The organism is Aeromonas rivipollensis (assembly GCF_037811135.1).
Taxonomy (GTDB): domain Bacteria; phylum Pseudomonadota; class Gammaproteobacteria; order Enterobacterales; family Aeromonadaceae; genus Aeromonas; species Aeromonas rivipollensis.
In genome coordinates, this window is sequence record NZ_CP149130.1 from 2,282,992 (window position 1) to 2,308,212 (window position 25,221).

The following is a 25,221-nucleotide window of genomic DNA, read 5'->3' on the forward strand; positions in this document are numbered from 1 at the left end:
GAGGAGTCCGAACCTGATACTTTGTGAGAGATAACGATGTGGGAAGTTGATATTTGCGGGGGCAGTTTTAGGTTGATGATTTTAAATAAAGAGCCCCGTCTGTCGGGGCTCTTCATGATTATTTCTTCGCCAGCTTGAATAGCTCAAAGAAATTGTGGCTGGTGGCTTCTGCCAATTCGGCCAGCGATATCTGCCGCAGATCGGCAATAAATTGCGCGACATCTCGTACGAAGGCGGGCTCGTTCTCCCTCCCCCTGTGAGGAACAGGGGCAAGATAAGGGGAGTCCGTCTCTATCAGCAATCGCTCCAGTGGCAATGCCTTGACCACGGCCTGCAGGGCCGAGGCATTCTTGAAGGTGGCTATCCCCGAGATGGAGATGTAAAAGCCCATCTTCATGGCGGCCTGGGCCATCTCGAGAGACTCGGTGAAACAGTGCAGCACGCCTCCCACCTGATCGGCCCCCTCTTCACGCATGATCTGCAAGGTGTCTTGCTGGGCATCCCGGGTGTGAATGATGAGGGGCTTGTTCAGTGTCCGGGCCACCCGGATGTGTTCCCGGAAGGAGGCTTGCTGTACCTCCTTGTTTTCCGGCGAATAGAAGTAGTCGAGCCCGGTTTCCCCTATGGCCACCACTCTCTCATCCGCCGCCTGGGTCAGCAGCAAGGCGGCGTCCACACCGGGATCCTGATTGAGGGGATGAACACCACAGGAGGCAAACACCTGGGGATAAGGGGCGATCGCCGCCAGCATGGTCGGGAACTGCGCCTGGGTCACGCTGACGCAGAGAAAATACCCCACATCCAGTTTTGCGGCCTTGGCCAAGACATCGGCCATGTCGGTCTGCTTGCTGCCATAGCTGAGACGGTCGAGATGGCAATGGGAATCAACGAGTAACATAGACAACCTTGTAACTTGTCATAACCAGCGATTGAGCCAGTTCATCAGATGGATGGTGGGATTGGAGAGTTGACCCGGCTGGCAGGCGGCCTTGAGCGTCACCAGTTGCTGCTCGGCCTCCAGCAATCTTTCGCTGGAGTGCAACTGTGCCAGCTGCTCGCTGAGGGCAGCCAAGTCCGGCATCGCCAGCTGATGATGACCACAGCCCGCCTGGGTCTTGAGGGCATCGCACAGGAAGAGTTGCAACCAGTGCAACCTGATCTGGCTCTCCTCTGCCAGCTGGGAACAGACACTCGCCGCCCGGGTCGGCGTCTGCGACAGGGAGACGAAGCTCTCGAGTAGCATCCGTCTGGCCCCATCCTGCTGCTCTTCGATGTAACTGAGCACACGAAGCGGTGCCCCCTGACAGATCCGCACCTGGGCCTGAGTGGCCTGATGACCCTGTTCACCCAGCCAGCGCAGTGTCTCCCCCTCCGTCGGCAGCTGACAGACATGCTTGTGGCAACGGCTGAGGATGGTGGGCAGCAGGCGGGAAACCCTGGAGGCGATCAGCAGCAACAGGCTGTCACCGGCCGGCTCTTCCAGGGTTTTCAGCAGGGCATTGGCGGCGGACTCCGTCATCCGCTCGGCGTCCGGAATGATCACCACCTTACCGCGCCCCAGCTGGGAGGTGCTCTGCAGGCGGCCGCAGATCTCGCGGATGGCCTCGACCCCTATGCTCTTGCTGTCGGCACCTATGATGCCGAGATCCGGATGATGGCCCTTGTACAGCAGCTGGCAGGCGTGGCAGTGACCGCAGGGTTCACCGCGATCCGGTTGCTGGCAGAGGTACAGGCGCGCCAATCGTTCTGCAAGCTGCTCCTTGCCAAGGCCGGGATCCCCGAGCAGCAGCCAGGCGTGACCCAGGCGACCGGCCTGAGCGGTCTGGCTCAGGGCCTGCCAATCCGGGATCAGCCAGGGATACATAGGGTGCTGTCCAGTGCAGCTTCGATGGCGGCCTTGACTCGATCCGGCGTCTGGCTCGCATCGATCACCAGGATGCTGTCATCCTTGGCCGCGAGTTCCAGGTAGCGGGTGCGGGTGCGCTCAAAGAAGCTGAGTTGCTCCAGCTCGATCCTGTCGAGCTCGCCGCGATGGCGGGCACGTTGCAGACCGAGGGCGGGATCGATATCGAGGTAGAGGGTCAAATCTGGCTTGAAGTCGCCGAGCACCGCTTGCTTGATGGCGCCGATGAGCTGGGCATCGATACCGCGACCGCCCCCCTGATAGGCCTGGGAGGAGAGATCGTGCCTGTCCCCCACCACCCAGATGCCCTCGGCCAGCGCCGGCTTGATCCGGGTCTCCACGAGTTGCACCCGGGAGGCATACATCAGCAGCAACTCGGCTTCTATGGTGAGGCGCTCGTCGTGCACCTCCTTGACGATGGCGCGCATCCGCTCCGCCAGGGGGGTGCCACCCGGCTCACGGGTACACTCAATCCTGTCGATGCCATGGGCATGCAGATAGTCGGTCACATAGCGCACCGCGGAGCTCTTCCCTGCCCCTTCCAGTCCTTCAATCACGATAAATTTAGACATTAGGGTTTCTTCAAAATGAATTCGCGAACCGCTCTATTGTGTTCATCGAGGGTCCTGGAGAAATAGTGGGCCCCGCCCCCCTTGGCGACGAAATAGAGATAGTCGGTCGACTTGGGGTTGAGCGCCGCCTCGATGGAGGCCTTGCCCGGCATGGCGATGGGCGTGGGCGGCAAGCCATCGATCACATAGGTGTTGTAGGGGTTCACATCGGTGAGATCGCTGCGGCGAATGTTGCCGTCATAGCGATCCTTCACCCCGTAGATGACGGTAGGATCTGTCTGCAGCTTCATGCCAAGGCGAAGCCGATTGACGAACACCGAGGCGATCTGCGCCCGCTCATCCGGTTGGCCCGTCTCTTTCTCGATGATGGAGGCCATGATGAGCGCCTCATAGGGCGTCTTGTAGGGCAGATTGGCCTGACGCTTCTCCCAGGATGCGTCCAGGAAGGCTTTCATGTCCTGGTAGGCGCGGCGCAGGATGGAGATGTCACTGGCATGGGTGGTATAGGCGTAGGTTTCCGGCAGGAACCAGCCTTCCAGCTTGCCGTTGTCGATGCCAAGCTCCTGCGCCAGCTCAGTCTCGCTCTGCTCCACGGTCAGCCGCTCCAAGTAAGGGGCGCTCGAGAGCTGCTTCAACCAGTCCTCGAAACGGGAACCCTCGACAAAGGTCAGGCTGAAATGAAACTCCTTGCCGGAGGCAAACAGGGAGAGGGTCTCCTTGAGCGGGGCCCCTTCCTTGATCTCATAGGTACCAGACTTGATGGCAACCAGTTCGGGGTGGCCACGCAGCCAGAGTCGCACCGCCCAGGGGCTGGTTTCCCCCTCCCCCAATTCGGTGATCAGACGCGCCGCATGGGCGCCTTTTTCGACGGTAAAGAGGCGCGTCGGCCCCTTGTTGGTGAGCGTCTCCACCTGCTGCCATTTGTAATACACATAACCCCCGGCGGCGGCAACGGTCAGTGCCGCCCCCGCGAGCAGGGTGTAGAGCCGATTAAACTTCAATGACCAAACGCTCCTGTAAACGGCGGATCAATACCGGGCTGGGATAATGCACATCCCCAATGCTGGTGACCGGCACTATGCCCATCAGGGTATTGGTCAACCAGACTTCTTCGGCCTGCCACAGTGACTCCAGCGGAGCCTCCACGACACGCAGTTCAATGCCCATCTGTTTAAGCATCATGATCACGCGCTTGCGCATGATGCCATCTATCCCTGCGCGGGAGAGATCCGGTGTGAACACCGTCTTGCCACGACGCCAAAACAGATTCGCGCTGACTCCTTCTACCAGAAATCCACGGCTGTTCAATACTATACCTTCGACTCCGCCCCGCGCGGCAAGTTCGCTTTTGAGCAGAACTTGTTCCAGACGACCCAGGGTCTTGAGCCCTGCCAGCATGGGAGCATCGCCGAGCTGCTGCTGGCAGACCAGGGCAGCGATGCCGTTTTGCTGCCAACCAAGGTAGTGGGCCGGGTATGGTGCCAGGGAGACGATGCGGGTGGGAGAATTGCATCCCGCTCCATCATAGCCCCGTCCCCCACTGCCACGGGTCAGCACTATCTTGGCGACAGCCTGCGTCTGCCCTACTGCCAATTGCGCCACCTCGGCGGCCAGGGCATCCCAGGGAAGATCCGCAAATCCGAGTCTGGCGCAGGCATGTTGCAACCTTGCCAGGTGTGCCGGCCACCAGATCATCTGCCCCTGCTTCACCAGCATGGTGGTGAAATGGCCGTCCCCGTATGCCAGCCCTCTATCCCTGGCGGACAGAGCTTCTGTCGGTATTCCATTAATCAGCAAGGGGATCCCTCCGATAAAAAAGGCCCGATACGGTCGTATCGGGCCTTATCATTTCGCCCAAAGCGAATTATACGCGTTTGAAGATCAGGGAGCCATTGGTGCCGCCGAAACCAAACGAATTGGAGAGGGCATATTCAAACTGGCCGGGTTTGGCCACATGGGGCACCAGATCCAGATCGCACTCCTCATCCGGGTTGTCCAGGTTGATGGTGGGCGGTGCCACCTGATCGCGCAGGGCCAACACAGTGATGATAGCTTCAATGGCCCCCGCCGCACCCAGCAGGTGGCCGGTCATGGACTTGGTGGAGCTGATCATCAGGGCGCTGGCATGTTCGCCAAACACCTCTTTCATGCCACGCAGTTCGGCCACATCACCCAGCGGGGTGGAGGTGCCGTGGGCATTGATGTAACCGATCGCCTCCGGCGCTATGCCGGCATCCTTGATGGCATTCTTCATGGCGCGCGCGCCACCGTTGCCATCAGAGGGAGGCGCCGTCATGTGGTAGGCGTCGCCGCTCATGCCAAAGCCAACCAGCTCGGCATAGATCTTGGCGCCACGGGCCTTGGCGTGTTCGTACTCTTCCAGCACCAGTACCCCGGCGCCATCACCCAGCACGAAACCATCGCGATCCTTGTCCCAGGGACGGCTCGCCTTCTGCGGTTCGTCGTTGCGGGTAGAGAGCGCCTTGGCCGCCGCAAAGCCACCCATCCCCATGGGGGTGGAGGCTTTCTCGGTGCCGCCGGCAACCATCACGTCCGCATCACCGTAGGCGATCATCCGGCCAGCCATGCCGATGGCATGGGTACCGGTGGTGCAGGCCGTGGTCACGGCGATGTTCGGTCCCTGCAGCCCCTTCATGATGGAGAGATGACCGGACACCATATTGATGATGGTGGATGGCACGAAGAAGGGGCTCAGCTTGCGCGGGCCGCCGTTGACGAGGCTGCTGTGGTTCTGCTCGATGAGACCCAGGCCGCCGATGCCGGAACCGATGGCCACGCCGACCCGCTCCGCATTCTCTTCGTTGATGACGAGGCCGGAATCATCCAGTGCCTGCACCCCCGCCGCCACGCCGTACTGGATGAAGAGATCCATCTTGCGGGCTTCTTTGCGGTTGATGCCGTATTGTTCGGGATCGAACTCTTTGACCAGGCCTGCGAAACGGGTCGCAAACTCGCTGGCATCAAAGTGATCGATGAGAGAAATGCCGCTCTGCCCGTTGAGCAGGGCTTGCCAGCTGGATTCGGCAGTGTTGCCCACAGGGGAAAGCATCCCCAGGCCGGTTACCACGACTCTGCGTTTTGACACTGAGCTAGTCTCCGAGAGGTATTTTGAAAGGGAGTAAACATAAAAGAAGCGGCCCTTGGGCCGCTTCTTTCAGAACAGGAACTTATTCCTGATTAGCGGTGATGTAGTCGATAGCCGCTTGAACAGTGGTGATCTTCTCGGCTTCTTCATCAGGAATTTCGGTATCGAATTCTTCTTCCAGCGCCATTACCAGTTCAACGGTATCCAAAGAGTCAGCGCCCAGGTCGTCGACGAAGGAGGCAGCGTTCTTGACGTCTTCCTCTTTAACACCCAGTTGTTCGATGATGATTTTCTTTACGCGTTCTTCGATGTTGCTCATGACCTGAATTTTCCTTTAAAAATACGCTATTGCGTCTGGTTGGGGTAGTGTATTCAATTGACGTGAGTTTGCAAGTGACTTGCCGCTGGTCAAACCACGAAATTCGCCAAACTTCGGCGTACTATCGCAAATTTGAACAGATCTCACGACAAATTGATTACACCATGTACATCCCGCCATTAACATGCAGGGTTTCGCCGGTGATATAGGCAGCGTCGTCAGACGCCAAGAATACCACAGCGGCAGCAATTTCTTTCGGATCGCCCAAACGACCGGCAGGCACCTGATTCATGATGCCGGCACGCTGTTCTTCATTGAGCGCCTTGGTCATGTCGGTTTCGATGAAACCGGGGGCCACCGCATTCACCGTGATGCCACGGGAAGCCACTTCACGGGCCAATGACTTGGTAAAGCCCACCAGACCGGCCTTGGCGGCAGCATAGTTGACCTGACCGGCGTTGCCCATGGTACCGACCACGGAACCGATGCTGATGATGCGACCATGGCGCTTCTTCATCATGGCACGCAACACCGGCTTGCTCAGACGGTACAGGGAGGTGAGATTGGTGTCGATGATCTCGTTCCACTCGTCATCTTTCATCCGCATCAACAGGTTATCGCGGGTGATACCGGCGTTGTTGATGAGGATGTCGATGTCGCCAAAGCGTTCCTTGATGGCGGCAAAGACGGTTTCGATGGATTCCTGGCTGGTCACGTTCAGCGCCATGCCGCAGCCCTGCTCGCCCAGATAGGCGCTGATGGCCTCGGCACCGCTCTCGCTGGTCGCGGTGCCCACTACCTTGGCGCCACGGGCCGCAAAAGTTTCGGCAATCGCACGGCCTATGCCACGGCTGGCGCCGGTGACCAGCACAACTTTATCGGTAAAACTCATGACTTGCTCCTGTTTATTTGACTTGGGCCAGCGCCTGCTCGAAAGAGGCGGCATCGTTGGCGTGAATGCCTTCCACGCGCGGGTCGATGCGCTTGGCCAGCCCGGTCAACACCTTGCCCGGTCCCATCTCGATCTCGAGGGTGATGCCGTCGTTTGCCATCCGCTCTACCGTCTCGGTCCAACGGACCGGGCTGAACAGCTGACGCACCAGGGCTTGCTTGATGGCGGCCGGATCCTGTTCACAGGACACGTCGACATTATTGATGACTGCGATGGTTGGAACCTTGATCTCGATCCCATCCAGCGCGGCGGCCAGTTTTTCGGCGGCGGGTTTCATCAGGGCACAGTGGGACGGCACTGAGACCGGCAGCGGCAGTGCACGCTTGGCGCCTGACTCTTTCATCAGCACGTTGGCGCGCTCGACCGCTTCCTTGTGACCGGCGATCACCACCTGGCCCGGGGAGTTGAAGTTGACCGGAGAGACCACCTGGCCTTGCGCCGCTTTCTCGCAGTTGGCGGCGATGGAATCGTTGTCCAGACCGATGATGGCGGCCATGGCACCTGTGCCTTCCGGCACAGCTTCCTGCATGGCCAGACCACGCAGTTCAACCAGCTTGACGGCGTCGGCAAACGCCAGGGCACCGCTGCACACCAGGGCGGAGTACTCACCCAGGCTGTGACCGGCCATGACGGCGGGGGTTGCCCCGCCCTGCTGTTGCCACAAGCGCCACAGGGCGACGGATGCGGTCAGCAGTGCCGGCTGGGTGCGCCAGGTCTTGTTCAGATCCTCGGCGGGACCATTCAGCACCAGGGCAAACAGGTCATAATCCAGCACCTGGCTCGCCTCGGCGAAGGTCTCTTTAATCACGGCGTGTTGCTCGGCGAGTTCCGCCAGCATGCCGACGCTCTGGGAGCCTTGTCCCGGGAAGGCAATGGCAAATCGGGTCATCATTGATTCCTTTAAGGTAAGACGAAATCGGTAAGCGGGCGCCCGAGACTCGCGGCGCCGCTTGGTATCAGAGGCGAACCAGCGCCGAACCCCAGGCAAAACCGCCGCCGAAGGCTTCCAGCAATACTAACTGGCCCGGTTTGATACGGCCGTCACGTACCCCTTCATCGAAGGCGATGGGCACGGAGGCGGCGGAGGTATTGCCGTGGCGATCCAGAGTCAGGATCACCTTGTCGAGCCCCATGCCGAGTTTCTTGGCTGTGGCGTTGATGATACGGAAGTTGGCTTGATGCGGGACCAGCCAGTCCAGCTCGCTCGGATCGATGTTGGCGGCAGCCAGGGTCTCGGTCACGATCTCGCTCAGACGCGTCACCGCGACCTTGAAGACATCGTTGCCCTTCATATACATGTAGGCTTCGAGCTCGGCACCCGGCATGCCACGACGAGGCTGCGGCAACTTGAGCAGTTCGCCATAACGGCCGTCGGCATGGAGGTGGGTGGAGAGGATACCGGGGGTCTCGCTCGCCCCGATCACCACGGCACCGGCCCCATCACCGAACAGTATGATGGTGCCCCTGTCTTCCGGATCGCACATGCGGGAGAGCACGTCGGCACCAACCACCAGAACATGGCGAGCGGCGCCGGACTTGACGAACTGATCGGCAATGGAGAGCGCATAGGTGAAACCGGCGCAGGCCGCCGCCACGTCAAAGGCCGGGATCCCCGGTACCTCGAGCAGCCCCTGCAGTTCGCAGGCCGCGGCCGGGAAGGCGTTCTCGGCGCTGGTGGTCGCCAGCACTATCATGTCCAGATCGGCAGCGGTCAGGCCAGCGGCATCCAGCGCCCGCAAGGCCGCCTGATGAGACAGGGTCGCGACGCTTTCGTCGCTCCCGGCGATGCGGCGTTCACGGATCCCGGTACGTTCCACGATCCACTCGTCACTGGTTTCAACCATCTGCTCAAGATCGGCGTTGGTACGAACCGAACTCGGCAGATAACTGCCAGTACCCAGAATTTTGCTATGCATAGAGTTTTATAAATCCCTGTCGGAAAAGACAGATTCAAGGCGATCTGCAATTTGCAATGGAAGTTGGTGTTTGGCTTCTTGTGCGGCCAGCAGAATCGCATGACACAGAGCGCGGCGCTCGGCCCGCCCATGGCTTTTTACCACAATGCCGCGCAATCCTAACAGACTCGCGCCATTATACTGGTCGGGGTTCAGGTAAGAAAAACGCCGTTTGAACATAAATCCGGCGAGTCGACCAAGAAAACTGCGTTTTTTGCGAGGATATCCGGCCAGTTCGGCCATCATCCGCACCACACCCTCAGCGGTCTTGAGCGCCACATTGCCGACGAAACCGTCACAAACGATGACGTCGCTGTCACCGCTGAAGATCCTGTCCCCCTCGATGAAACCGACAAAATTGAGCGCGGCGCACTGGCGCAACAATTCGGCACTGTGGCGTACCAGGTCATTGCCCTTGATCTCCTCCTCCCCCACGTTGAGCAGCGCCACCCGGGGGGAAGCTATCCCCTCGACCTGCTCGGCCACCACTGAGCCCATCACCGCAAATTGCAGCAAGGTGTCGGCATCGCAGCTCACGTTCGCCCCCAGATCCAGCATCACTGTGCGTTTGCCGCTCAGTGTCGGCAGCGCCTTGATGAGGGCGGGCCTGTCGACCCCGGGCAGGGATTTGAGCACGCATTTGGCCATGGCCATCAGGGCGCCGGTATTGCCGGCACTGACGCAGGCATCGGCCTCACCGGCTTTAACCAGATTGAGCACAACCCGCATTGAGGAATCTTTCAGGGTACGCAGCGCCACGATCGGCTTTTCGCCCATGCCCACGACCTGGGATGCATGTACGAGACGAACGCGGGGATGATTCAGCAAGCCATGTTGCTGCAACAGAGGGGCGATCAGGTGTTGGTCACCGACCAGAACAAGATTTAGTTGAGGCAGAAGAGACAGTGCCTGCACGGCGGCAGGCACTGTTTCAGAGGGGCCAAAATCTCCCCCCATTATGTCTAGCGCGACAGTTTGCGTAGACAAAGGCAATCCTTAAGCGATTACCTTTTTACCGCGGTAGAAACCATCGGCAGTCACGTGGTGACGACGATGAATTTCGCCACTGGTCTGATCAACAGTCAGGGCTGCAGTGGTCAGCGCATCGTGGGAACGACGCATGCCACGCTTGGCGCGGGTTTTACGGTTCTGTTGTACGGCCATGGTAGGCTAACTCCTAAAATTCACTTACGTTTGAGCTCTTCAAGAACTGCAAAGGGATTCGGCCGCTCATCAGCAGGCTCGATGTCACCCCAAGTCATTTCCATGTTTCCTCTGGGGCAGACATCCATGGGATGCATGGCCACCTGAGGCAACGAGAGGATGAGTTCATCCTCCAGGATTTGATGAAGATCTATCTCGCCGTTTTCGTCCAATTCAATGGGCTCATAAGCTTCCGGCAGCTCTTCCTCGTTTGTTCTCTCGAACAGCGGAGTGTAAATAAAACTAGCTTCACAAAGGTGCTCGAAAGCCTCTCCACAACGCTGGCAAACCAGGTCAACCTTGGCATGGGCAGTGCCTTTCATAACGGTCAACTTCTGGATATCTTTGCCAAACTGCAGAGTGACGTCCACATCACTTCGCAAGCCTTCGGTTGATGCTTCCAGTCTGGGCATCTGCGACTTTTCCACTATCCCGACATAATCGAGTAGCTTCAAGGCATTACGGACTGGATCAACCTTAACGGGCAACTTCACCTTTTGCATAGGGCGCGAATATTATAGGTCCAACAAGGGATAGTCAAAGGAAAAAGTCCTTACCGCCGATGATTTTACCTGCACAAGCCCCTGCATGGAGGAACTTGTGTTCATCGGTGGCCGATTATGCCATAAACCGCGGGATCCCGCACAGGATCCTGTGCGGCCATCCTCCTTGGCCAGGATCTCGGGTTCAGTGAGTCCTTTACGGCGTTGCAGGCCCCTTCCCCATCAAGCGTCCCACTCACCAGGCACCCGGCTTGGCTATCAGCGCCTTCATTGCCGGATTCAGGGCGTGGCAGGGCAGCCCCCGCCACCGAGCAACAGTTGCCGAGGCGCGGCTCTAGGTTGGGCCTCCATCAACCGGCGTATGGCCTGAAAACTGCCCAGCGCCGCCTTGATGGTCATTGGATTGACCAGCCAGCCCGGCAAATGGCTGCCTGGGTTGGTATAGCTTTCGAGCCTGATCAAGGTGCTGCCATCGGGTTGTGGCAACGCCTCCCAGCGACCGGCACTCTCCCGGATCCGGTACAGACCAGAGCGGGGTGCCAGGGCGTCCGGCTCGGCCCACACCTCCAGCACCAGCGCGCAGCCGGCCCGCCTGATCAGATGCGATCGCGTGATGAGCTCCCTGTCCTGCACCGGCCAAGGGGACGCCAATCGGGTGTAAACCAGATCGTCATCCGGGCCGGATTTTGCCAGCAGCCTAACCTCGCGACTGGACGGTAGCCACTCCCGATGGCGCGCCGTGTCTCGCAGCACGGCCAGCAACGCCATGGGATCTGCCTTGACCCGCATCTCCAGACGCAAGGCCAGGAAGGGGGACGGTGGGCGTACCTGAGTCCAAAGCTGCACGCCACCCTCCCCCTTCTCTGGCTGCCACTCCTGTCCCCAGCTCGCGAGGGAGAGCAGCATCAGGGCCAGCACACCGTATCTTGTCATCTCGCACTCCTGCCTCATCACGCTGTATCTATCGCCGTTCTCGGCCCGCCAGCATGCATGTTGTTGTAAGCCAAAGCCGGTGCGCTGGCCTTCTGGGGTAGTTTGCGTGGGCCTTCTGGCACAGTTAGAATCAACCAATTGATTTATAAATGGATATCATCAACACATGCACACGCCCTTGATCCTCGCCTCCACTTCCCGTTATCGCAAGGCGCTGCTGGAAAAACTCGGCCTGCCGTTCCAATGTGCCTCCCCGGAGGTCGATGAAACCCCGCTGCCCGGGGAACCGGCCGAGGCACTGGTCAGCCGCCTGGCCCATGCCAAGGCGAGCGCCATCGCCAACCAACATGATCAGGGGTTGATCATAGGCTCGGATCAGGTGTGTGTCTGTGACGGCCGTATCCTCGGCAAGCCGGGCACTGTGGATAACGCTGTGGCGCAACTGATGATGGCCCAGGGCAAGAGCGTCACATTTTATACCGGCCTGTGCGTACTCAATGCCGCAAACGGCCGGGCCGAGCAGCTCGTGGAGCCCTTCACCGTGCATTTTCGCTCCCTGGATGAGGCAGCCCTGCGCCGTTATGTGACGGCGGAGCTGCCCCTCGATTGCGCCGGCAGCTTCAAGTGTGAGGGCATGGGGATCATGTTGTTCAAGGGGCTGGAAGGGCGGGATCCCAACGCCCTGCTCGGCCTGCCCCTCATCGGTCTGATCGAGCTGCTGGCGCGCCACGGCCTCAATCTGCCTTGAGCCTGAGCAGGCCATAGAGACAACAATGGGAGCCTTGGCTCCCATTGTTGTCTTGGTGTTCATCAACTCAGGCGACGATCCACCCCACCGAATCCATCAGGGTACCGTCCCAATCAAAAATGGCGAGTCGGATGCGCTGCATCAGCGTGCCAGCTTGTTCAGGAAGGCATCGAGCTCGGGAGCGAGCGGCGCTTCCACCTGCATCTCGCGATCATCCGCCGGATGGGTGAAGCTCAGCTTCCAGGCGTGCAGGAAGAGGCGCTTGAGCCCCAGGGTCCGCATCTTCTCATCAAAGGCCGCCTCACCGTATTTGTCATCACAGGCGATGGGGTGACCGGCGTGCTGGGTATGAACCCGGATCTGGTGGGTGCGACCGGTGATCGGGCTGCATTCCACCAGGGTGGCTTCGGCAAATTGACGGGCAATCCGGAAACGGGTCTCGGAGGGCTTGCCGTCACTGCTGACCCGCACCACCCGCTCGCCGGATTGCAGATCGTTCTTGCGCAGCGGCGCATTGACCACCTTGACGTGGGACTGCCACTGACCGCGCACCAGCGCCAGGTATTGCTTGCGCATGGTCTTGACCCGCAGCTGCTCGTGCAGGCTGCGCAGGGCACTGCGCTTCTTGGCGACCAGCAACACGCCGGAGGTGTCGCGGTCGAGTCGATGCACCAGCTCCAGGAAGCGGGCTTCCGGGCGCAGGGCACGCAGCCCCTCGATGACGCCAAAGCTCAAGCCGCTGCCGCCGTGCACCGCCATGCCGGACGGCTTGTTCAGCACTATCATGGCCTCGTCTTCAAACAGGATCTGGCTCTCCAGACGCTGGATGCTGCCGAGGTTGGCAGAGGGCAATTCGTTCTTCTCGGCCACGCGCACGGGGGGTACCCGCACCTCGTCGCCTGCGCAGAGTTTGTATTCCGGTTTGATGCGTTTCTTGTTGACGCGCACCTCTCCTTTGCGAAGGATGCGATAGATCAGGCTCTTGGGGACGCCCTTTAACTGAGTCTTGAGAAAATTGTCGATGCGCTGCCCTTCATGCTCAGCTTCGATGGTGAGCAGCTGCACTTGTTGATGTATCTGTGTCATGGCGCGGATTTTAACACCGCCGGCAGCCCTTGGCTGCATGCTTTGTTAAAAAATGGCGTCTTGCTATAAAAGTGGTTTAAATGGGATAATAAACAAGGTTTTGTCATTGTGTTCAAGCCTTGTACTAAGTGGCCAAAAAGTATGCCACCCAATCCCGAAACACCGTGTATACAAGAACATGACGGTTCCCGGGTGCGAGGTACAACGCATGGAGAACGCAAACAGAACCTATTTAATTGTCTCCACACCGGTATCCTTAATTCATGCCTTCTCGAGAAGGCTGAACCAGAGTGCCCTTAGTTTGCGCCTCATGCATACCCCAACCGGGAGGTTGCCCAAGCATGCTGAAGACCCGAGGCCGGCGCCAGCAGGATCCTGTGGAGGAATCAAAATGACAAAATAATGAGAACTCAATGAAAAGAATGCTAATCAACGCGACTCAGGAAGAGGAGTTGCGCGTAGCGCTGGTTGACGGACAACAGCTCTACGATTTGGATATTGAAAGTCCGGGACACGAGCAGAAGAAAGCGAACATTTACAAGGGTAAGATCACCCGCGTAGAACCCAGTCTTGAAGCTGCTTTTGTTGACTACGGCGCCGAACGCCACGGTTTCCTGCCGTTAAAGGAAATCGCCCGCAATTACTTCCCCTCCGGTTACTCCTATCAGGGTCGTCCCAACATCAAAGAAGTGGTCCGCGAGGGCCAGGAAGTGATCGTCCAGATTGACAAGGAAGAGCGTGGCACCAAGGGTGCGGCCCTCACCACCTTCATCAGTCTGGCCGGCAGCTACCTGGTGCTGATGCCGAACAACCCCCGTGCTGGCGGCATTTCCCGTCGTATAGAGGGTGACGAGCGGACCGAGTTGAAAGAAGCCCTGAGCGGATTGACAGTGCCGGACGGCATGGGCCTCATCGTGCGTACCGCCGGTGTGGGCAAATCCCCGGAAGAGCTGGAATGGGATCTGAACGTCCTGCTCAACCACTGGGACTCCATCCACAAGGCATCACAGAATCGCTCCGCGCCCGTGCTCATCCACCAGGAGAGCAACGTCATAGTGCGTGCCATTCGTGACTATCTGCGTCGCGATGTGGGCGAGATCCTGATCGACAACCCGGTCATCTTCGAGCGTGCCAAGTCGCACATCGAGCTGGTTCGCCCCGATTTCCTCAATCGCGTGAAGCTGTACAAGGGTGACGTCGCCCTGTTCAACCACTTCCAGATCGAGAGCCAAATCGAGTCGGCCTTCCAGCGTGAAGTGCGTCTGCCCTCCGGCGGCAGCATCGTCATCGACCCGACCGAAGCGCTGACCTCCATCGATATCAACTCCTCCCGCGCCACCAAGGGCGGCGATATCGAAGAGACGGCGCTGCAGACCAACCTGGAAGCGGCCGACGAAATTGCCCGTCAATTGCGTCTGCGCGACTTAGGGGGCCTGATTGTCATCGACTTCATCGACATGACACCGGTTCGCCATCAGCGCGAAGTGGAAAACCGTCTGCGTGAAGCTGTCCACCAGGACAGGGCACGCATCCAGCTGGGCCGGATCTCCCGTTTCGGTCTGCTGGAGATGTCTCGCCAGCGTCTGCGCCCCTCCCTCAACGAGTCCAGCAGTCACATCTGCCCCCGTTGCCAGGGTCAGGGAGTCATCCGTGACAATGAATCTCTCGCCCTGTCCATCCTGCGTCTCATCGAAGAAGAGGCCATGAAGGACAATACCGAGCAGGTTCACGGCCAGGTGCCGGTCGATGTTGCCGCCTATCTGCTCAACGAGAAGCGTGCCTCCATCGCCAGTCTGGAGCAGCGCAATGATGTCCGTGTTTACATCATTCCGAACCAGCATCTGGAAACCCCGCACTACGAAGTGACCCGCATCCGTCAGAACGAAATCCCGGAAGCGGCCAGCTACGAGCTGAAAACCGAGATTGCCAAGCCGGTCTACCAGCCCAAGCAAGCTCAGGTCATCGAGCGCGAGCAGCCGTTGCTGCAAGGCTTCGTCCAGGCGCCTCAACCGGCTGCTCCTGTTGCCACCCCTGCCCCCGTCGCTGCACCGACACCGGTCGCCGCCGAAGCGGGTCTGTTTGGCAAGCTGTTCAAGGCCATCTCCGGTCTATTCGGCTCAGATGCAGCCCCGGCTGAAGCGAAAGCTGCTGCCGATAAGCCGGCCGCACAACGGGAAGCGCGCAAGGATGAGGGTCACCGTCATCAGCGTGACGAGACCCGCAGCCGTGGCCAGCGTGGCCGTCGCGATGACAACCGCAGCAACCGCAACCCGGCCGACGCTGGCGAGAAGCGTGAAGGCGCCGCCAACCGCGAGGGTGGCGAGAGCCGCAACCGTCGTCCGCGTAAAGAGCGGGAGCCCCGTCAGGAGCGTGAACCCCGTGGTGAAGTGCGCAGCGAACAGCGCATGGAGCGCGAGCCCCGCGAAGCACGCAACGAGCCGCGTACGGATCGCGAACCCCGTGAGCCCCGTCAGGAACGTGAACCCCGCGCCCCGCGCCCGGCTCGCGAACCCCGTGCTCCGCGCGAGCCCCGTGCCGAGGTCGTGGTTGAAGCGGTAGAAACCGTCGAGACTGCCGCCGTCAGCGCCGAGCCGCGTCAGGAGAAAGAGCAGAAAGTGGCCGAGCGCCGCGAACGTCGCCAACTGCGCAAGCAGGTTCGGGTCGATGTCGCCGCCACCGACACCCCTGCCCTGCCGGTAGACGAGCAGGCCCATGACCTGGTCGAGACTGCGGCCCTGGTCGGTGAGCAAGAGGAGCAGACCGAAGGTCAGCGCCGCTCTCGCCGTACTCCGCGTAGTCAGCGGATCGAAGGCCAGCGTCGCAAGCGCATCAACGAAGATGCCCGTGGCCAGCGTGATGATGAACCTCAGGCCGAAGTTCAACTGACGACAGCCGCCCAGGCGGATGCTGCTCAGGTGAAGGTGGAAGAGCCCGCCGTGCCTGTCATCACCATCCCGAGTGCCGAGGCCGTTGCCGCCGCGCTGCAAGCCTCTGCCGCCCTGACCGAGCATGTGGTCGCCGAAGCCGTGGCCGAAGAGGCCCATGAGCAGGCTCAAGCGGCTGTGGCCGAGGTCGCCGCCCCTGTGGTTGCCGAGGTGGTTGAAGCCCCCGTTGCCATCGAAGCGGCGCCTGCCGCCGTAGAGCCGGCCCCGGTAGCAATCGAAGCAACTCCTGTCGCTGCCGAGCCGGTGGCCGAGGTGATTGCCGAGGAGACTCCGGTCGTGGTCGAGGCAAGCATCGCTGACCAGGCTGTGGCAGAAACCGCCCCCGTTGTGGTGGAGCCGGTTCCTGCCCCGCAAGCCGAGGAAGTGATTCCTGCCGCCGAGCCTGTCGCCCCCGTGGTCGCGCAGCCCGAGCCTGTTGCCGTCCCGGCCACCAAGCCGGTTGCCAAAGGCGCTGGCGTACTGGCCCGTGCCCGCAAGGCTTCTGCGCCCATGGCAACGCCGGCAGCAGTGCCCGCCCCGGCCCCCCGTGAGCCGGTTGAGCAGGCTCCTCTGGTACGCAACGAAGTGGCGAGCTCAGGCCGCCATGCGGGTAGCACTGCGGCAGTCAACGTGGCAACCAGCCCGGCGGGTCGTCCCTGATCCACTAGTCTGTTTCGTCTGATAAAAGAGCCACACAAGGTGTGGCTCTTTTTTTTGCCTGACAGTTGGTCCAGCCCCTCGATTCCCTGCCCCCTCCTCTTACTTTTTCCAGGGAACACAAACGGCAGGCCAAGGCAGACTCGGAAACCCGCACTCTTTGCCATCCTTCCCCCTCGCCTGTTGCCTTGCCGCGATCAAGACCTCAGGGACATGCCAAGGAGCGCCACCCTTGCTCACGCTATCCCGCCCACACTATCGCCCTGTTACTTCGTTACAAGGTTCACCAAAGCGGTGCCTGCCATGAGGAAAGAGCCGGCCATCCCGCAACACTGCACTAAATGATAGTCGGCAGCACCGACGCCGAGCGTCATGAGCGGCTGGATTCAAGGAATGAAGGACGAGAGCTGAGGCCCCGAGAGAGAGTGAGATGATGCTGGCCCCTGACAGGGGAGATGGGCTGCGGTCAGGCTTCTCTGCTGACAAGGGGGTTTAATGAGGAAGATGCAGGCTGGCAGGAAACTATCAGTGAATTAGCCTTCTTGTTTGATGGCATATAAGAATCGTTTTGCCGGTTACCGGGCATGGCGGCTAGCAGCGGCCGGATCCCAGCCATGAAAAAAGGGCCCGCAGGCCCTTTGTCATTGATGTTGTGTGCTGGCTGTCAGCCACCAAACAGATTGTTGCTGATCAGGAACAGTCCACCGGAGAGCAGCATGGTGAGCGGCAGGGTCAGGACCCAGGCCAGCAAGATGGTCTTGATGGTCTGGCTCTGCAAGCCCGACTTGTTCGCCACCATGGTCCCCGCCACCGCAGAGGAGAGGATATGGGTGGTGGATACCGGCATGCCGGTCAAGCTGGCCACCCCGATGGAGGCCGCAGCCGTGATCTGGGCAGCAATGCCCTGGCTGTAGGTCATGCCGGAAGAGCCTATCTTCTCGCCCACTGTGTAGACGATACGACGCCAGCCCACCATGGTGCCGCAACCCAGCGCCAGCGCGATGGAGACGATGACCCAGGTCGGCGCGTATTCGGCCGTGGCGGTCAGGTCCTTGCGCCATTTGGCGAGGTCGGTCAGCTCCTTGGCCGGCAGCGGCAGCTTGGAGACCTTGCGGGCGGTGTCGTCGATACAGAGCAGCAGACGGCGCACCTCGCGGCGATCGGTCAGGCTCATCTCCTCGTAGGTGCGTACCTGGCCCAGACGGTTGTCCAGGGTGGCCATGGCCTCGAGGGCCTCACCGGCTTCGCAGTGAGTCATCAACTCTTCCTGGGCATGGGCAGGAACGCTGAAGTTCACGACAGTAGACACCTGCTCCTGGTTGCGCTGGTAGATCTCCATGATGCGCTGGTTGGCATCCTGGGTTCGGTCCAGATCGTAGGAGCGGCTGCTCATGTCCAGTGCGAAGTAGGCGGGCGCCATGCAGATCAGCACCAGCATCACCAGACCTATGCCCTTCTGACCATCGTTGGAGCCGTGCACGAAGCTCACCCCCATGGCAGAACAAATCAAGGTCACTCGGGCCCAGAACGGCGGATGCTTCTTGCCGTCCACCAGCAGTCGCTCTTCCGGGGTTTTGTGGATCTTGCTGCCAAGCCAGATCCGCTTCATCGCGAACAGCAACAAGGCGGCAATGATGAAGCCCACGGTGGGAGAGATGATGAGGGAGAGCATGATGTCGATGGCTTTGCCGACGTTGATGCCCTCATTCAGAGGTTGATCACTGATCAGGGCATAGGCACCGCCTACCCCCAGAATGGAGCCGATCAGGGTGTGAGAGCTGGACGCCGGGATGCCGAAGTACCAGGTTCCCAGGTTCCAGACAATGGCTGAAAACAGCAGGGAGAACACCATGATCAGACCCTGGGTCGAATCCATGCCGAGCAGCAGATCGATGGGCAACAGATGGACGATGGCATAGGCCACCCCCAATCCCCCCATCATGACACCGGCAAAGTTGAACAGGCCGGAAGCCACTACCGCGGTATGCGCGGGCATGGCCTTGGTATAGATAACCGTTGCTACCGCGTTGGCGGTATCGTGAAAGCCATTGATGAACTCATAGGCCAGCACAAAAAAAACGGCCAATACCAAACCTATTGACCACCACAAACCCAAACCACTAAACATTTCAAACATAAAAACGAACCTGTTTATGAGTTGCGGCGGATTATGCCAGAAGGCTCGGTGCGCCATACCCGTTGTTGAAATATTTCAGTAAGAAAAAAAAAGGGCATTCAGTCAGAAAATGTCTTAGGCCCTGCTGGAATCGGACTTGTCATGGATTAATTAAAGCCCGTTTACACCTCATGGGTAGGTGTCAATCAACACCAAACATCCATTGACGCACCGCCAAGTTGGCGATTTTACACGCGTTTCGCCATCAGGTTCGCACGCCACTGGCGGCCGTACGCAGCCCCCTCCCCTTCGCAGAAAAGGCAAGAGGGTGCCGAAGCACCCTCTATATAAGCAGCATGAAGGCGGACATCAGTCCTGGTTGATGCGGCTGGCCACCGCACCTTGCTGGCTCTTGTACTTGGCATTTTCCCGCTTGTTGTAGGGACGGGCCGCGGCGCCGGAGAGCATCTCGAAGTTCAGCGCCCCTATCTTCATCTTGGGGCGCAGCGCCAGCGGCAGTTTGCCGCCGTTGTAGAACTCCAGCACGATGCGACCGGACCAGCCCGGATCGATGCGGTGCGCGGTCACGTGCACCATGAGGCCGAGCCGTGCCAGGGAGGAGCGTCCGTCCAGCCAGCCGACGATGTCCGCAGGCAGGGTCACGGATTCGTAGGTCACCGCCAGCGCCAGCTGACCCGGGTGCAGATAGAAGGCTTCGCCGTCCGGGATGTGGATCTCGTCGCTCATCACCCGATCGATGGCATCGGCCATCTCGCTGCTCGGACCGCTCAGATCGATATAGGGGGCGGTATGATCGCGAAACACGCGAAACTCGTTGCCGAGCAGCACATCGACGCTGACGCCACTGATCCGCTCAACACCGGGCCTCGGCTCAATGACGATCTTGCCTTCATCCAGATGGCGTTCGATATCGGTATCACAAAGACGCATTCGGCGACTCTCCTGACAAAAGTTTCATTTAAAAAAGCCGGGCATCACCCGGCTTGTTTCATATCAACCAATCAACATGTGGCGGATGCGCGCCTTGAGCATGTCGATGGCGATGCGGTTCTTGCCGCCACGGGGCACTATCACATCCGCATACTGCTTGGACGGGTCGATGAACTGCATGAACATGGGGCGTACCGTCTTCTGATACTGCTTGAGGACGGAGTCCATGGTGCGGCCACGCTCTTGCACGTCACGGACCAGACGGCGCAGCAGGCAGATGTCCAGTGGCGTATCCATGAAGATGGAGGCATCCATCAGCTCCCGCAGGCGACTGTCGGTCAGCAGCAGTATGCCTTCCAGAATGATGACCCGGCGCGGCGCGAAGGCGGTGACTTCGCTCAAGCGCGTGTGTTCGGTATAGGAGTACTGGGGAATATTGACGGCATCCCCTTGCACCAGCTGGGTCAGATGCTGCACCAACAGATCATGATCCAGGGCATTGGGATGGTCATAGTTGGTCTTGACCCGCTCTTCCATGGTCAGGTGGGTCTGATCACGGTAGTAGCAATCCTCGGTGATCACACCAATCTGACCTGCGCCCAGCTCGGCCACCAGCTCTTCGTAGATGGTTTGAGCGATAAGACTCTTGCCGGATGCGGACGCACCAGCAATACCGATGATCACACACGAATGTTGAGTATCAGACATTGAAAATACCTAAAGAGAAGAGCACTGGGGATTGTTTAAACCGATCCATTATATAAAAAAGGGTGGGCCATGCCCACCCTAAATCTGTTGCAACCGGCCGACAGCCGATTATTCGTCCAGCGCCACCGTGTAGAGCGGGGTCGCAATCGGTTTACCGCTGAAATAGAGCTCGGCCCCCACCCGACGGGCCAGTTTCAGATAGGACTCGGCCAGTCCCCCCTCCGGAGATCCGAACACGGTAGGGCAGCCATCGTCCATGTGCTGGCGGATGTCGATGTGCAGCGGCAACTGACCAAGCAGCGCCACTTGATACTGCTCTGCCATCTTCTTGCCACCGCCGGTACCGAACAGCGCCTCGTGATGACCGCAGGCGCTGCAGACGTGATAACTCATGTTTTCGACGATGCCGAGCACCGGCACATTGACCTTGTTGAACATGGCGATCCCCTTGCGGGCATCCGCCAGCGCCACATCCTGCGGTGTGGTGACGATCAGGGCGGCCGTGGTCGGCACCTGCTGGGCCAGGGTGAGCTGGATGTCCCCTGTGCCTGGCGGCATGTCCACCACCAGGTAATCCACCTCTCCCCAGCGAGTCTCGTGGAGGATCTGCGCCAGCGCCTTGCTCGCCATGGGGCCGCGCCAGATGGTGGCATCCTGCTCCGCCACCAGGTAGCCGATGCTGTTGGTCTTGAGACCACAGGCCATGACAGGCTCCATCAACTTGCCATCCAGGCTGTGGGGGCGCTCCTTGAGGGTTCCCATCATGGTCGGGATCGAGGGGCCATAGATGTCCGCATCCAGAATGGCGACCCGCGCCCCCTCTTTTTGCAGCGCCAGCGCCAGGTTGACGGCCGTGGTGGACTTGCCCACCCCGCCCTTGCCGGAGGCCACCACCAGAATGTTGCGAATACCCTGTACCGCCGCCAGTTGCTGGGCGCGGGGCATGCTCGCCACCTCGATGTCGCACTGCCAGTCGACGATGGCGGCCCCCGTCACGGCCCTTATCTGGGCATCGAACGCTTCTTTCATCTGCTCGAACAGGGTCTGGCTGGCAAAGGGCAGCACCAGCTTGATGGTCAGGGTCTGCCCATGCAGCTCGATGGCACGCACAAATCCGGCCGCCACCAGATCCTGGCCCCATCCAGCCGGCTTAAATTCGGCAAGAATCTGTTTTACTGAATCAATCACCATTAACTCCCCATTATGTTGTCGTTATGCTGAGGTGAAGGGTTATCGCACACAAATCAGTGGCTTGCCGACGTTCTCATGATGCCGTCCGCTGCGAGCCTGCGGGCCACAACCCTAGGCAGGCCGCCCCCAATTCGGGTAACATGCTCGGCACTGTATCATCCCAACAGGCACATCAAGAACGTATTATGGCAACTGATCCTCGTAGAATGCTGGTAACCTGCGCCCTCCCCTATGCCAACGGCTCCATCCATCTTGGCCACATGCTGGAACACATCCAGGCCGATATCTGGGTTCGTTATCAGCGAATGCGTGGCCATCAGGTGCATTTCGTTTGTGCCGATGACGCGCACGGTACCCCCATCATGCTCAAGGCGCAGCAGATGGGGATCACTCCCGAGGAGATGATCGCTGCCGTATCCCAGGAGCATCAGGGGGATTTTGCCGGCTTCAACATCAGCTTCGACAACTATCACTCGACTCACAGCGACGAGAACCGCGAGCTGGCCGGGCTTATCTATGGCCGCCTCAAAGAGTCCGGCAAGATAAAGATCCGCACCATCTCCCAGCTGTTCGATCCGGAAAAGTCCATGTTCCTGCCGGACCGCTTCGTCAAGGGCACCTGCCCCAAGTGCAAGTCCCCGGAGCAGTATGGCGACAACTGCGACGCTTGCGGCGCCACCTACAGCCCGACCGAGCTGATCGATCCGAAATCCGCCGTCTCCGGCGCCACCCCGGTGATGAAGGACTCCGAGCACTTCTTCTTCGATCTGCCGCAGTTTGAAAAATGGCTGGCAGAGTGGGTGCGCGGCTCAGGTGCCATCCAGGAAGAGATGGCCAACAAGATGCAGGAGTGGTTCGAATCCGGCCTGCAGCAGTGGGACATCACCCGCGATGCCCCCTACTTCGGGTTCGAGATCCCGGGCGCACCGGGCAAATACTTCTACGTCTGGCTGGATGCCCCCATCGGCTATATGGCGTCGTTCAAGAACCTGTGCGACAAGCGCGGCGACATCGACTTTGACAGCTACTGGAAGGCAGACTCCGAAGCCGAACTTTATCACTTCATCGGCAAGGACATCGCCTACTTCCACTGCCTGTTCTGGCCGGCCATGCTGGAAGGGGCGGGTTTCCGCAAGCCGACCAAGGTTAACGTGCACGGCTATGTGACCGTCAACGGCGCCAAGATGTCCAAGTCCAAGGGCACCTTCATCAAGGCCTCCACCTACTTGAAGCACCTGGATCCCGAGTGCCTGCGTTACTACTACGCCGCCAAGCTCAACAGCCGCATCGACGATCTGGACTTGAACCTCGAAGACTTCGTCTCCCGGGTCAATGCCGACGTGGTCAACAAGCTGGTCAATCTGGCCTCCCGCAATGCCGGCTTTATCGCCAAGCGTTTCGACGGCAAGCTGGCCAACAGCTGCAGCGAACCCGAGCTCTATAGCGAGTTCGCGAGCGCCCGCGCCTCTATTGCCGATGCCTACGAGGCCCGTGAGTTCAGCCGCGCCATTCGCGAGATCATGGCGCTCGCCGACAAGGCCAACCGCTATGTGGATGACAAGGCTCCCTGGGTCATCGCCAAGCAGGAAGGGGCGGATGCGCAGCTGCAGGACGTCTGCTCCGTCGGCATCAACCTGTTCCGGGTGCTGATGGCCTACTTGAAGCCCGTCATGCCGCACCTGGCCGAGCGCGCCGAAGCCTTCCTGGGTGAAACCCTCTCCTGGGATGGCGTGGCACAGCCATTGACTAACCACCAGCTAGCCCCCTTCAAGGCGCTCTTCTCCCGCATCGAGCCCGCCAAGGTGGAAGCCATGGTGGAAGCCTCCAAGGAAGATCTGGCCAAGGAGCAGGCGCCAAAAGCGACAGGCCCGCTGGCAGACGACCCCATAAGCCCAACCATCTCTTATGAGGATTTCGCCAAGCTTGACCTGCGCGTGGCGCTGATCAAGAAGGCCGAAGCGGTACCGGAAGCCGAGAAGCTGCTGAAACTTCAGCTCGACATCGGCGGTGAGACCCGTCAGGTGTTCGCCGGCATCAAGTCCGCCTACAACCCGGAAGATCTGGAAGGCAAGCTGACCGTGATGGTGGCCAACCTGGCCCCGCGCAAGATGCGCTTTGGCATGTCCGAAGGCATGGTGCTGGCCGCAGGCCCGGGCGGCAAGGATCTCTGGATCCTGGAGCCCCAGGAAGGCGCCCAGCCAGGCATGCGCGTCAAATAAGCGCAGCCACACCCAGATGAAAAGAGAGGCCCAGCGCCTCTCTTTTTTTATCCCCTTTTCTTAGCGCGAATCTTGGCGCTGCAACGCCATCCGCAGACCAATCAGCTCAGCCTGCCGGCAGTCCAGCTGGTGCAACTGGCAGCGTATCGCCTCCCGCAGGGCGCGCACTTGCTTGTTCCGCCCCTTCTGGCGACGCAGCCGCCTGCGCCATTGCCGGGCGTCCTGCAACTGACCCAGCCTGTCCTGCCACTCGATCAGCATGGAGAGCCAGGCCGGATCGCCCTCCCCCTGCCCCACCAGCAGCTCCACCCCATAACGGGTCTGTTTCAGGACCAGCCGCAACCTGTGCCAGTGGCGCAGCCGCAGCCTGTTGCCGGCAGAGTGCTCCAGCCCGGGCTCGGCCAGGCAATCCGCCAGACCAAGCGCCAGATGCATCTGAAAAAGCGGCAGGGGATTGAAGTCGGCAGGGACTTGCAGCATCCGATCCAGCCAGCGCGCCAGTCGCACCGCCAGCATGGGCACCCGGGGCATGGCCAAAGGGAGGGGTTTGCCGCCAAAGTGCGCCGCATAGACCTGGGCGTCCCGCAGGGCGGAGAGCCTACCCACAGCGCGCATCAGTCGCAGCTCCAGCCCGGGTTCATGGATCAGGGGACGCCAGAGGGCGAGCAGGGCCAGCAAGCGACGGGTCGCAATCCGGTAGCCATGGACCTCCTCCGATCCTGCCCGCTGGCGCAGGGCCAGGGTGGCGGCCCAGTATTGATCCATGAGACGGCGTGCCTGCTCTAGCCCCTTGCCCTGATCCATCGTCTACCGGCCTCCTGCCTGCTCAGTTGGTATGAAAACCGGAGCCCGTGGGGGGCAATGCCCGGGTGCACTCCATTTTGGTCACTGTGGCCGTTCGGGGCCCATGTTCCAGCCAGCCCAGCATCATCTGCACCTTCTGCTCAGGGCCGGCGATCAGGATCTCCACAGAGCCATCTTCCAGGTTGTAGGCATGCCCCCTGAGCCCCAGCTGCAGTGCTCGCTCACGGGTGAAGTAACGAAACCCCACCCCCTGTACCTGGCCCCACACTCGCACGACAAACGATTGCTCTCCCATTTATCACACCTTCCCCTTAAGAAATTTTCCCCCAAGGCGATAATGAGCACGACACTCTCTCCCCCTTGCAGGACGC

General features: G+C 60.0%; 24 protein-coding genes and 1 pseudogene. 3 read left to right on the forward strand and 22 right to left on the reverse strand.

Annotation, left to right across the window (positions count from 1 at the left end):
* Positions 1-118: 118 nt before the first annotated feature.
* The 14 genes from WIR04_RS10410 to WIR04_RS10475 all read right to left on the reverse strand — a co-directional run bounded on the left by WIR04_RS10410 (position 119) and on the right by WIR04_RS10475 (position 11,446).
* The gene (locus WIR04_RS10410; RefSeq protein ID WP_338886683.1) at positions 119-898 is read right to left on the reverse strand and encodes a YchF/TatD family DNA exonuclease; all 780 of its coding nucleotides are present in this window, start codon (positions 896-898) and stop codon (positions 119-121) included.
* Positions 899-916: 18 nt separating this feature from the next.
* On the reverse strand, positions 917-1,864 hold the full coding sequence (gene holB, locus WIR04_RS10415) for a DNA polymerase III subunit delta' (RefSeq protein ID WP_338886685.1): 948 nt from the start codon (positions 1,862-1,864) through the stop codon (positions 917-919).
* Entirely contained in the window at positions 1,849-2,475 is a 627-nt protein-coding gene (gene tmk, locus WIR04_RS10420; protein WP_338886687.1) for a dTMP kinase, read from the reverse strand. Before tmk ends, holB begins: the two co-directional genes overlap by 16 nt.
* Positions 2,475-3,476 (reverse strand): endolytic transglycosylase MltG, encoded by a 1,002-nt coding sequence (gene mltG, locus WIR04_RS10425; protein ID WP_234678124.1) that lies wholly within the window; start codon positions 3,474-3,476, stop codon positions 2,475-2,477. Before mltG ends, tmk begins: the two co-directional genes overlap by 1 nt.
* Complete coding sequence (gene pabC, locus WIR04_RS10430; protein WP_338886692.1) at positions 3,466-4,272, reverse strand: aminodeoxychorismate lyase; 807 nt, start codon at positions 4,270-4,272, stop codon at positions 3,466-3,468. The genes mltG and pabC overlap by 11 nt, the downstream gene beginning before the upstream one ends.
* A gap of 67 nt (positions 4,273-4,339) precedes the next feature.
* Entirely contained in the window at positions 4,340-5,581 is a 1,242-nt protein-coding gene (fabF, locus tag WIR04_RS10435; protein ID WP_025326982.1) for a beta-ketoacyl-ACP synthase II, read from the reverse strand.
* An 82-nt stretch (positions 5,582-5,663) separates the two neighbouring features.
* On the reverse strand, positions 5,664-5,900 hold the full coding sequence (gene acpP, locus WIR04_RS10440) for an acyl carrier protein (protein ID WP_005300909.1): 237 nt from the start codon (positions 5,898-5,900) through the stop codon (positions 5,664-5,666).
* Between the two features lie 157 nt (positions 5,901-6,057).
* The gene (fabG, locus tag WIR04_RS10445) at positions 6,058-6,792 is read right to left on the reverse strand and encodes a 3-oxoacyl-ACP reductase FabG (protein WP_111910607.1); all 735 of its coding nucleotides are present in this window, start codon (positions 6,790-6,792) and stop codon (positions 6,058-6,060) included.
* Positions 6,793-6,805: 13 nt separating this feature from the next.
* Entirely contained in the window at positions 6,806-7,741 is a 936-nt protein-coding gene (gene fabD, locus WIR04_RS10450; RefSeq protein ID WP_338886697.1) for an ACP S-malonyltransferase, read from the reverse strand.
* Between the two features lie 67 nt (positions 7,742-7,808).
* Positions 7,809-8,768 carry a beta-ketoacyl-ACP synthase III gene (locus WIR04_RS10455; protein WP_005329561.1) on the reverse strand — a complete coding sequence of 320 codons (960 nt, stop codon included), beginning with the start codon at positions 8,766-8,768 and terminating at the stop codon, positions 7,809-7,811.
* 6 nt (positions 8,769-8,774) lie between these two features.
* On the reverse strand, positions 8,775-9,794 hold the full coding sequence (gene plsX, locus WIR04_RS10460; RefSeq protein WP_025326978.1) for a phosphate acyltransferase PlsX: 1,020 nt from the start codon (positions 9,792-9,794) through the stop codon (positions 8,775-8,777).
* A 9-nt stretch (positions 9,795-9,803) separates the two neighbouring features.
* Positions 9,804-9,971 (reverse strand): 50S ribosomal protein L32, encoded by a 168-nt coding sequence (gene rpmF, locus WIR04_RS10465; RefSeq protein WP_005300935.1) that lies wholly within the window; start codon positions 9,969-9,971, stop codon positions 9,804-9,806.
* A 20-nt stretch (positions 9,972-9,991) separates the two neighbouring features.
* On the reverse strand, positions 9,992-10,513 hold the full coding sequence (gene yceD, locus WIR04_RS10470; RefSeq protein ID WP_338886702.1) for a 23S rRNA accumulation protein YceD: 522 nt from the start codon (positions 10,511-10,513) through the stop codon (positions 9,992-9,994).
* Between the two features lie 279 nt (positions 10,514-10,792).
* On the reverse strand, positions 10,793-11,446 hold the full coding sequence (locus WIR04_RS10475; protein WP_338886704.1) for an START domain-containing protein: 654 nt from the start codon (positions 11,444-11,446) through the stop codon (positions 10,793-10,795).
* 166 nt (positions 11,447-11,612) lie between these two features.
* Between WIR04_RS10475 and WIR04_RS10480 the strand changes: the two genes are divergently transcribed.
* Positions 11,613-12,194 carry a nucleoside triphosphate pyrophosphatase gene (locus WIR04_RS10480; RefSeq protein ID WP_338886706.1) on the forward strand — a complete coding sequence of 194 codons (582 nt, stop codon included), beginning with the start codon at positions 11,613-11,615 and terminating at the stop codon, positions 12,192-12,194.
* A gap of 70 nt (positions 12,195-12,264) precedes the next feature.
* Here WIR04_RS10480 and WIR04_RS10485 read toward each other — a convergent pair.
* Both WIR04_RS10485 and rluC read right to left on the reverse strand, forming a co-directional pair.
* Positions 12,265-12,336 (reverse strand): annotated as a pseudogene (locus WIR04_RS10485) (HAD family hydrolase); the annotation flags it as partial.
* Complete coding sequence (gene rluC / locus WIR04_RS10490; protein ID WP_202619452.1) at positions 12,336-13,280, reverse strand: 23S rRNA pseudouridine(955/2504/2580) synthase RluC; 945 nt, start codon at positions 13,278-13,280, stop codon at positions 12,336-12,338. The pseudogene WIR04_RS10485 and the gene rluC, both read right to left, overlap by 1 nt.
* Before the next feature lie 413 nt (positions 13,281-13,693).
* On the opposite strand from rluC, the gene rne reads away from it, so the two are divergent.
* Positions 13,694-16,864: a ribonuclease E gene (gene rne / locus WIR04_RS10495; RefSeq protein WP_338886711.1), complete on the forward strand. Its 3,171-nt coding sequence runs from the start codon at positions 13,694-13,696 to the stop codon at positions 16,862-16,864.
* 661 nt (positions 16,865-17,525) lie between these two features.
* Here the strand turns inward: rne and WIR04_RS10500 are convergent.
* From WIR04_RS10500 to apbC, 4 genes are all read right to left on the reverse strand, one after another.
* Entirely contained in the window at positions 17,526-18,998 is a 1,473-nt protein-coding gene (locus WIR04_RS10500; RefSeq protein ID WP_025326972.1) for an inorganic phosphate transporter, read from the reverse strand.
* A 348-nt stretch (positions 18,999-19,346) separates the two neighbouring features.
* A complete protein-coding gene (gene dcd / locus WIR04_RS10505; RefSeq protein ID WP_025326971.1) occupies positions 19,347-19,928 on the reverse strand; it encodes a dCTP deaminase in 582 nt (193 codons plus the stop codon).
* A gap of 63 nt (positions 19,929-19,991) precedes the next feature.
* On the reverse strand, positions 19,992-20,636 hold the full coding sequence (udk, locus tag WIR04_RS10510; protein ID WP_025326970.1) for a uridine kinase: 645 nt from the start codon (positions 20,634-20,636) through the stop codon (positions 19,992-19,994).
* A gap of 108 nt (positions 20,637-20,744) precedes the next feature.
* Positions 20,745-21,827 (reverse strand): iron-sulfur cluster carrier protein ApbC, encoded by a 1,083-nt coding sequence (gene apbC, locus WIR04_RS10515; RefSeq protein WP_338886714.1) that lies wholly within the window; start codon positions 21,825-21,827, stop codon positions 20,745-20,747.
* Between the two features lie 185 nt (positions 21,828-22,012).
* Here apbC and metG point away from each other — a divergent pair, with 185 nt between their 5' ends.
* Positions 22,013-24,046: a methionine--tRNA ligase gene (gene metG, locus WIR04_RS10520; RefSeq protein ID WP_338886716.1), complete on the forward strand. Its 2,034-nt coding sequence runs from the start codon at positions 22,013-22,015 to the stop codon at positions 24,044-24,046.
* A 60-nt stretch (positions 24,047-24,106) separates the two neighbouring features.
* On the opposite strand, the gene WIR04_RS10525 is transcribed toward metG, so the two are convergent.
* Together WIR04_RS10525 and WIR04_RS10530 are read right to left on the reverse strand one after the other, a co-directional pair.
* A complete protein-coding gene (locus WIR04_RS10525; protein ID WP_338886718.1) occupies positions 24,107-24,850 on the reverse strand; it encodes a CHAD domain-containing protein in 744 nt (247 codons plus the stop codon).
* Positions 24,851-24,872: 22 nt separating this feature from the next.
* Positions 24,873-25,145: an acylphosphatase gene (locus WIR04_RS10530; RefSeq protein ID WP_025326966.1), complete on the reverse strand. Its 273-nt coding sequence runs from the start codon at positions 25,143-25,145 to the stop codon at positions 24,873-24,875.
* Positions 25,146-25,221 lie beyond the last annotated feature (76 nt).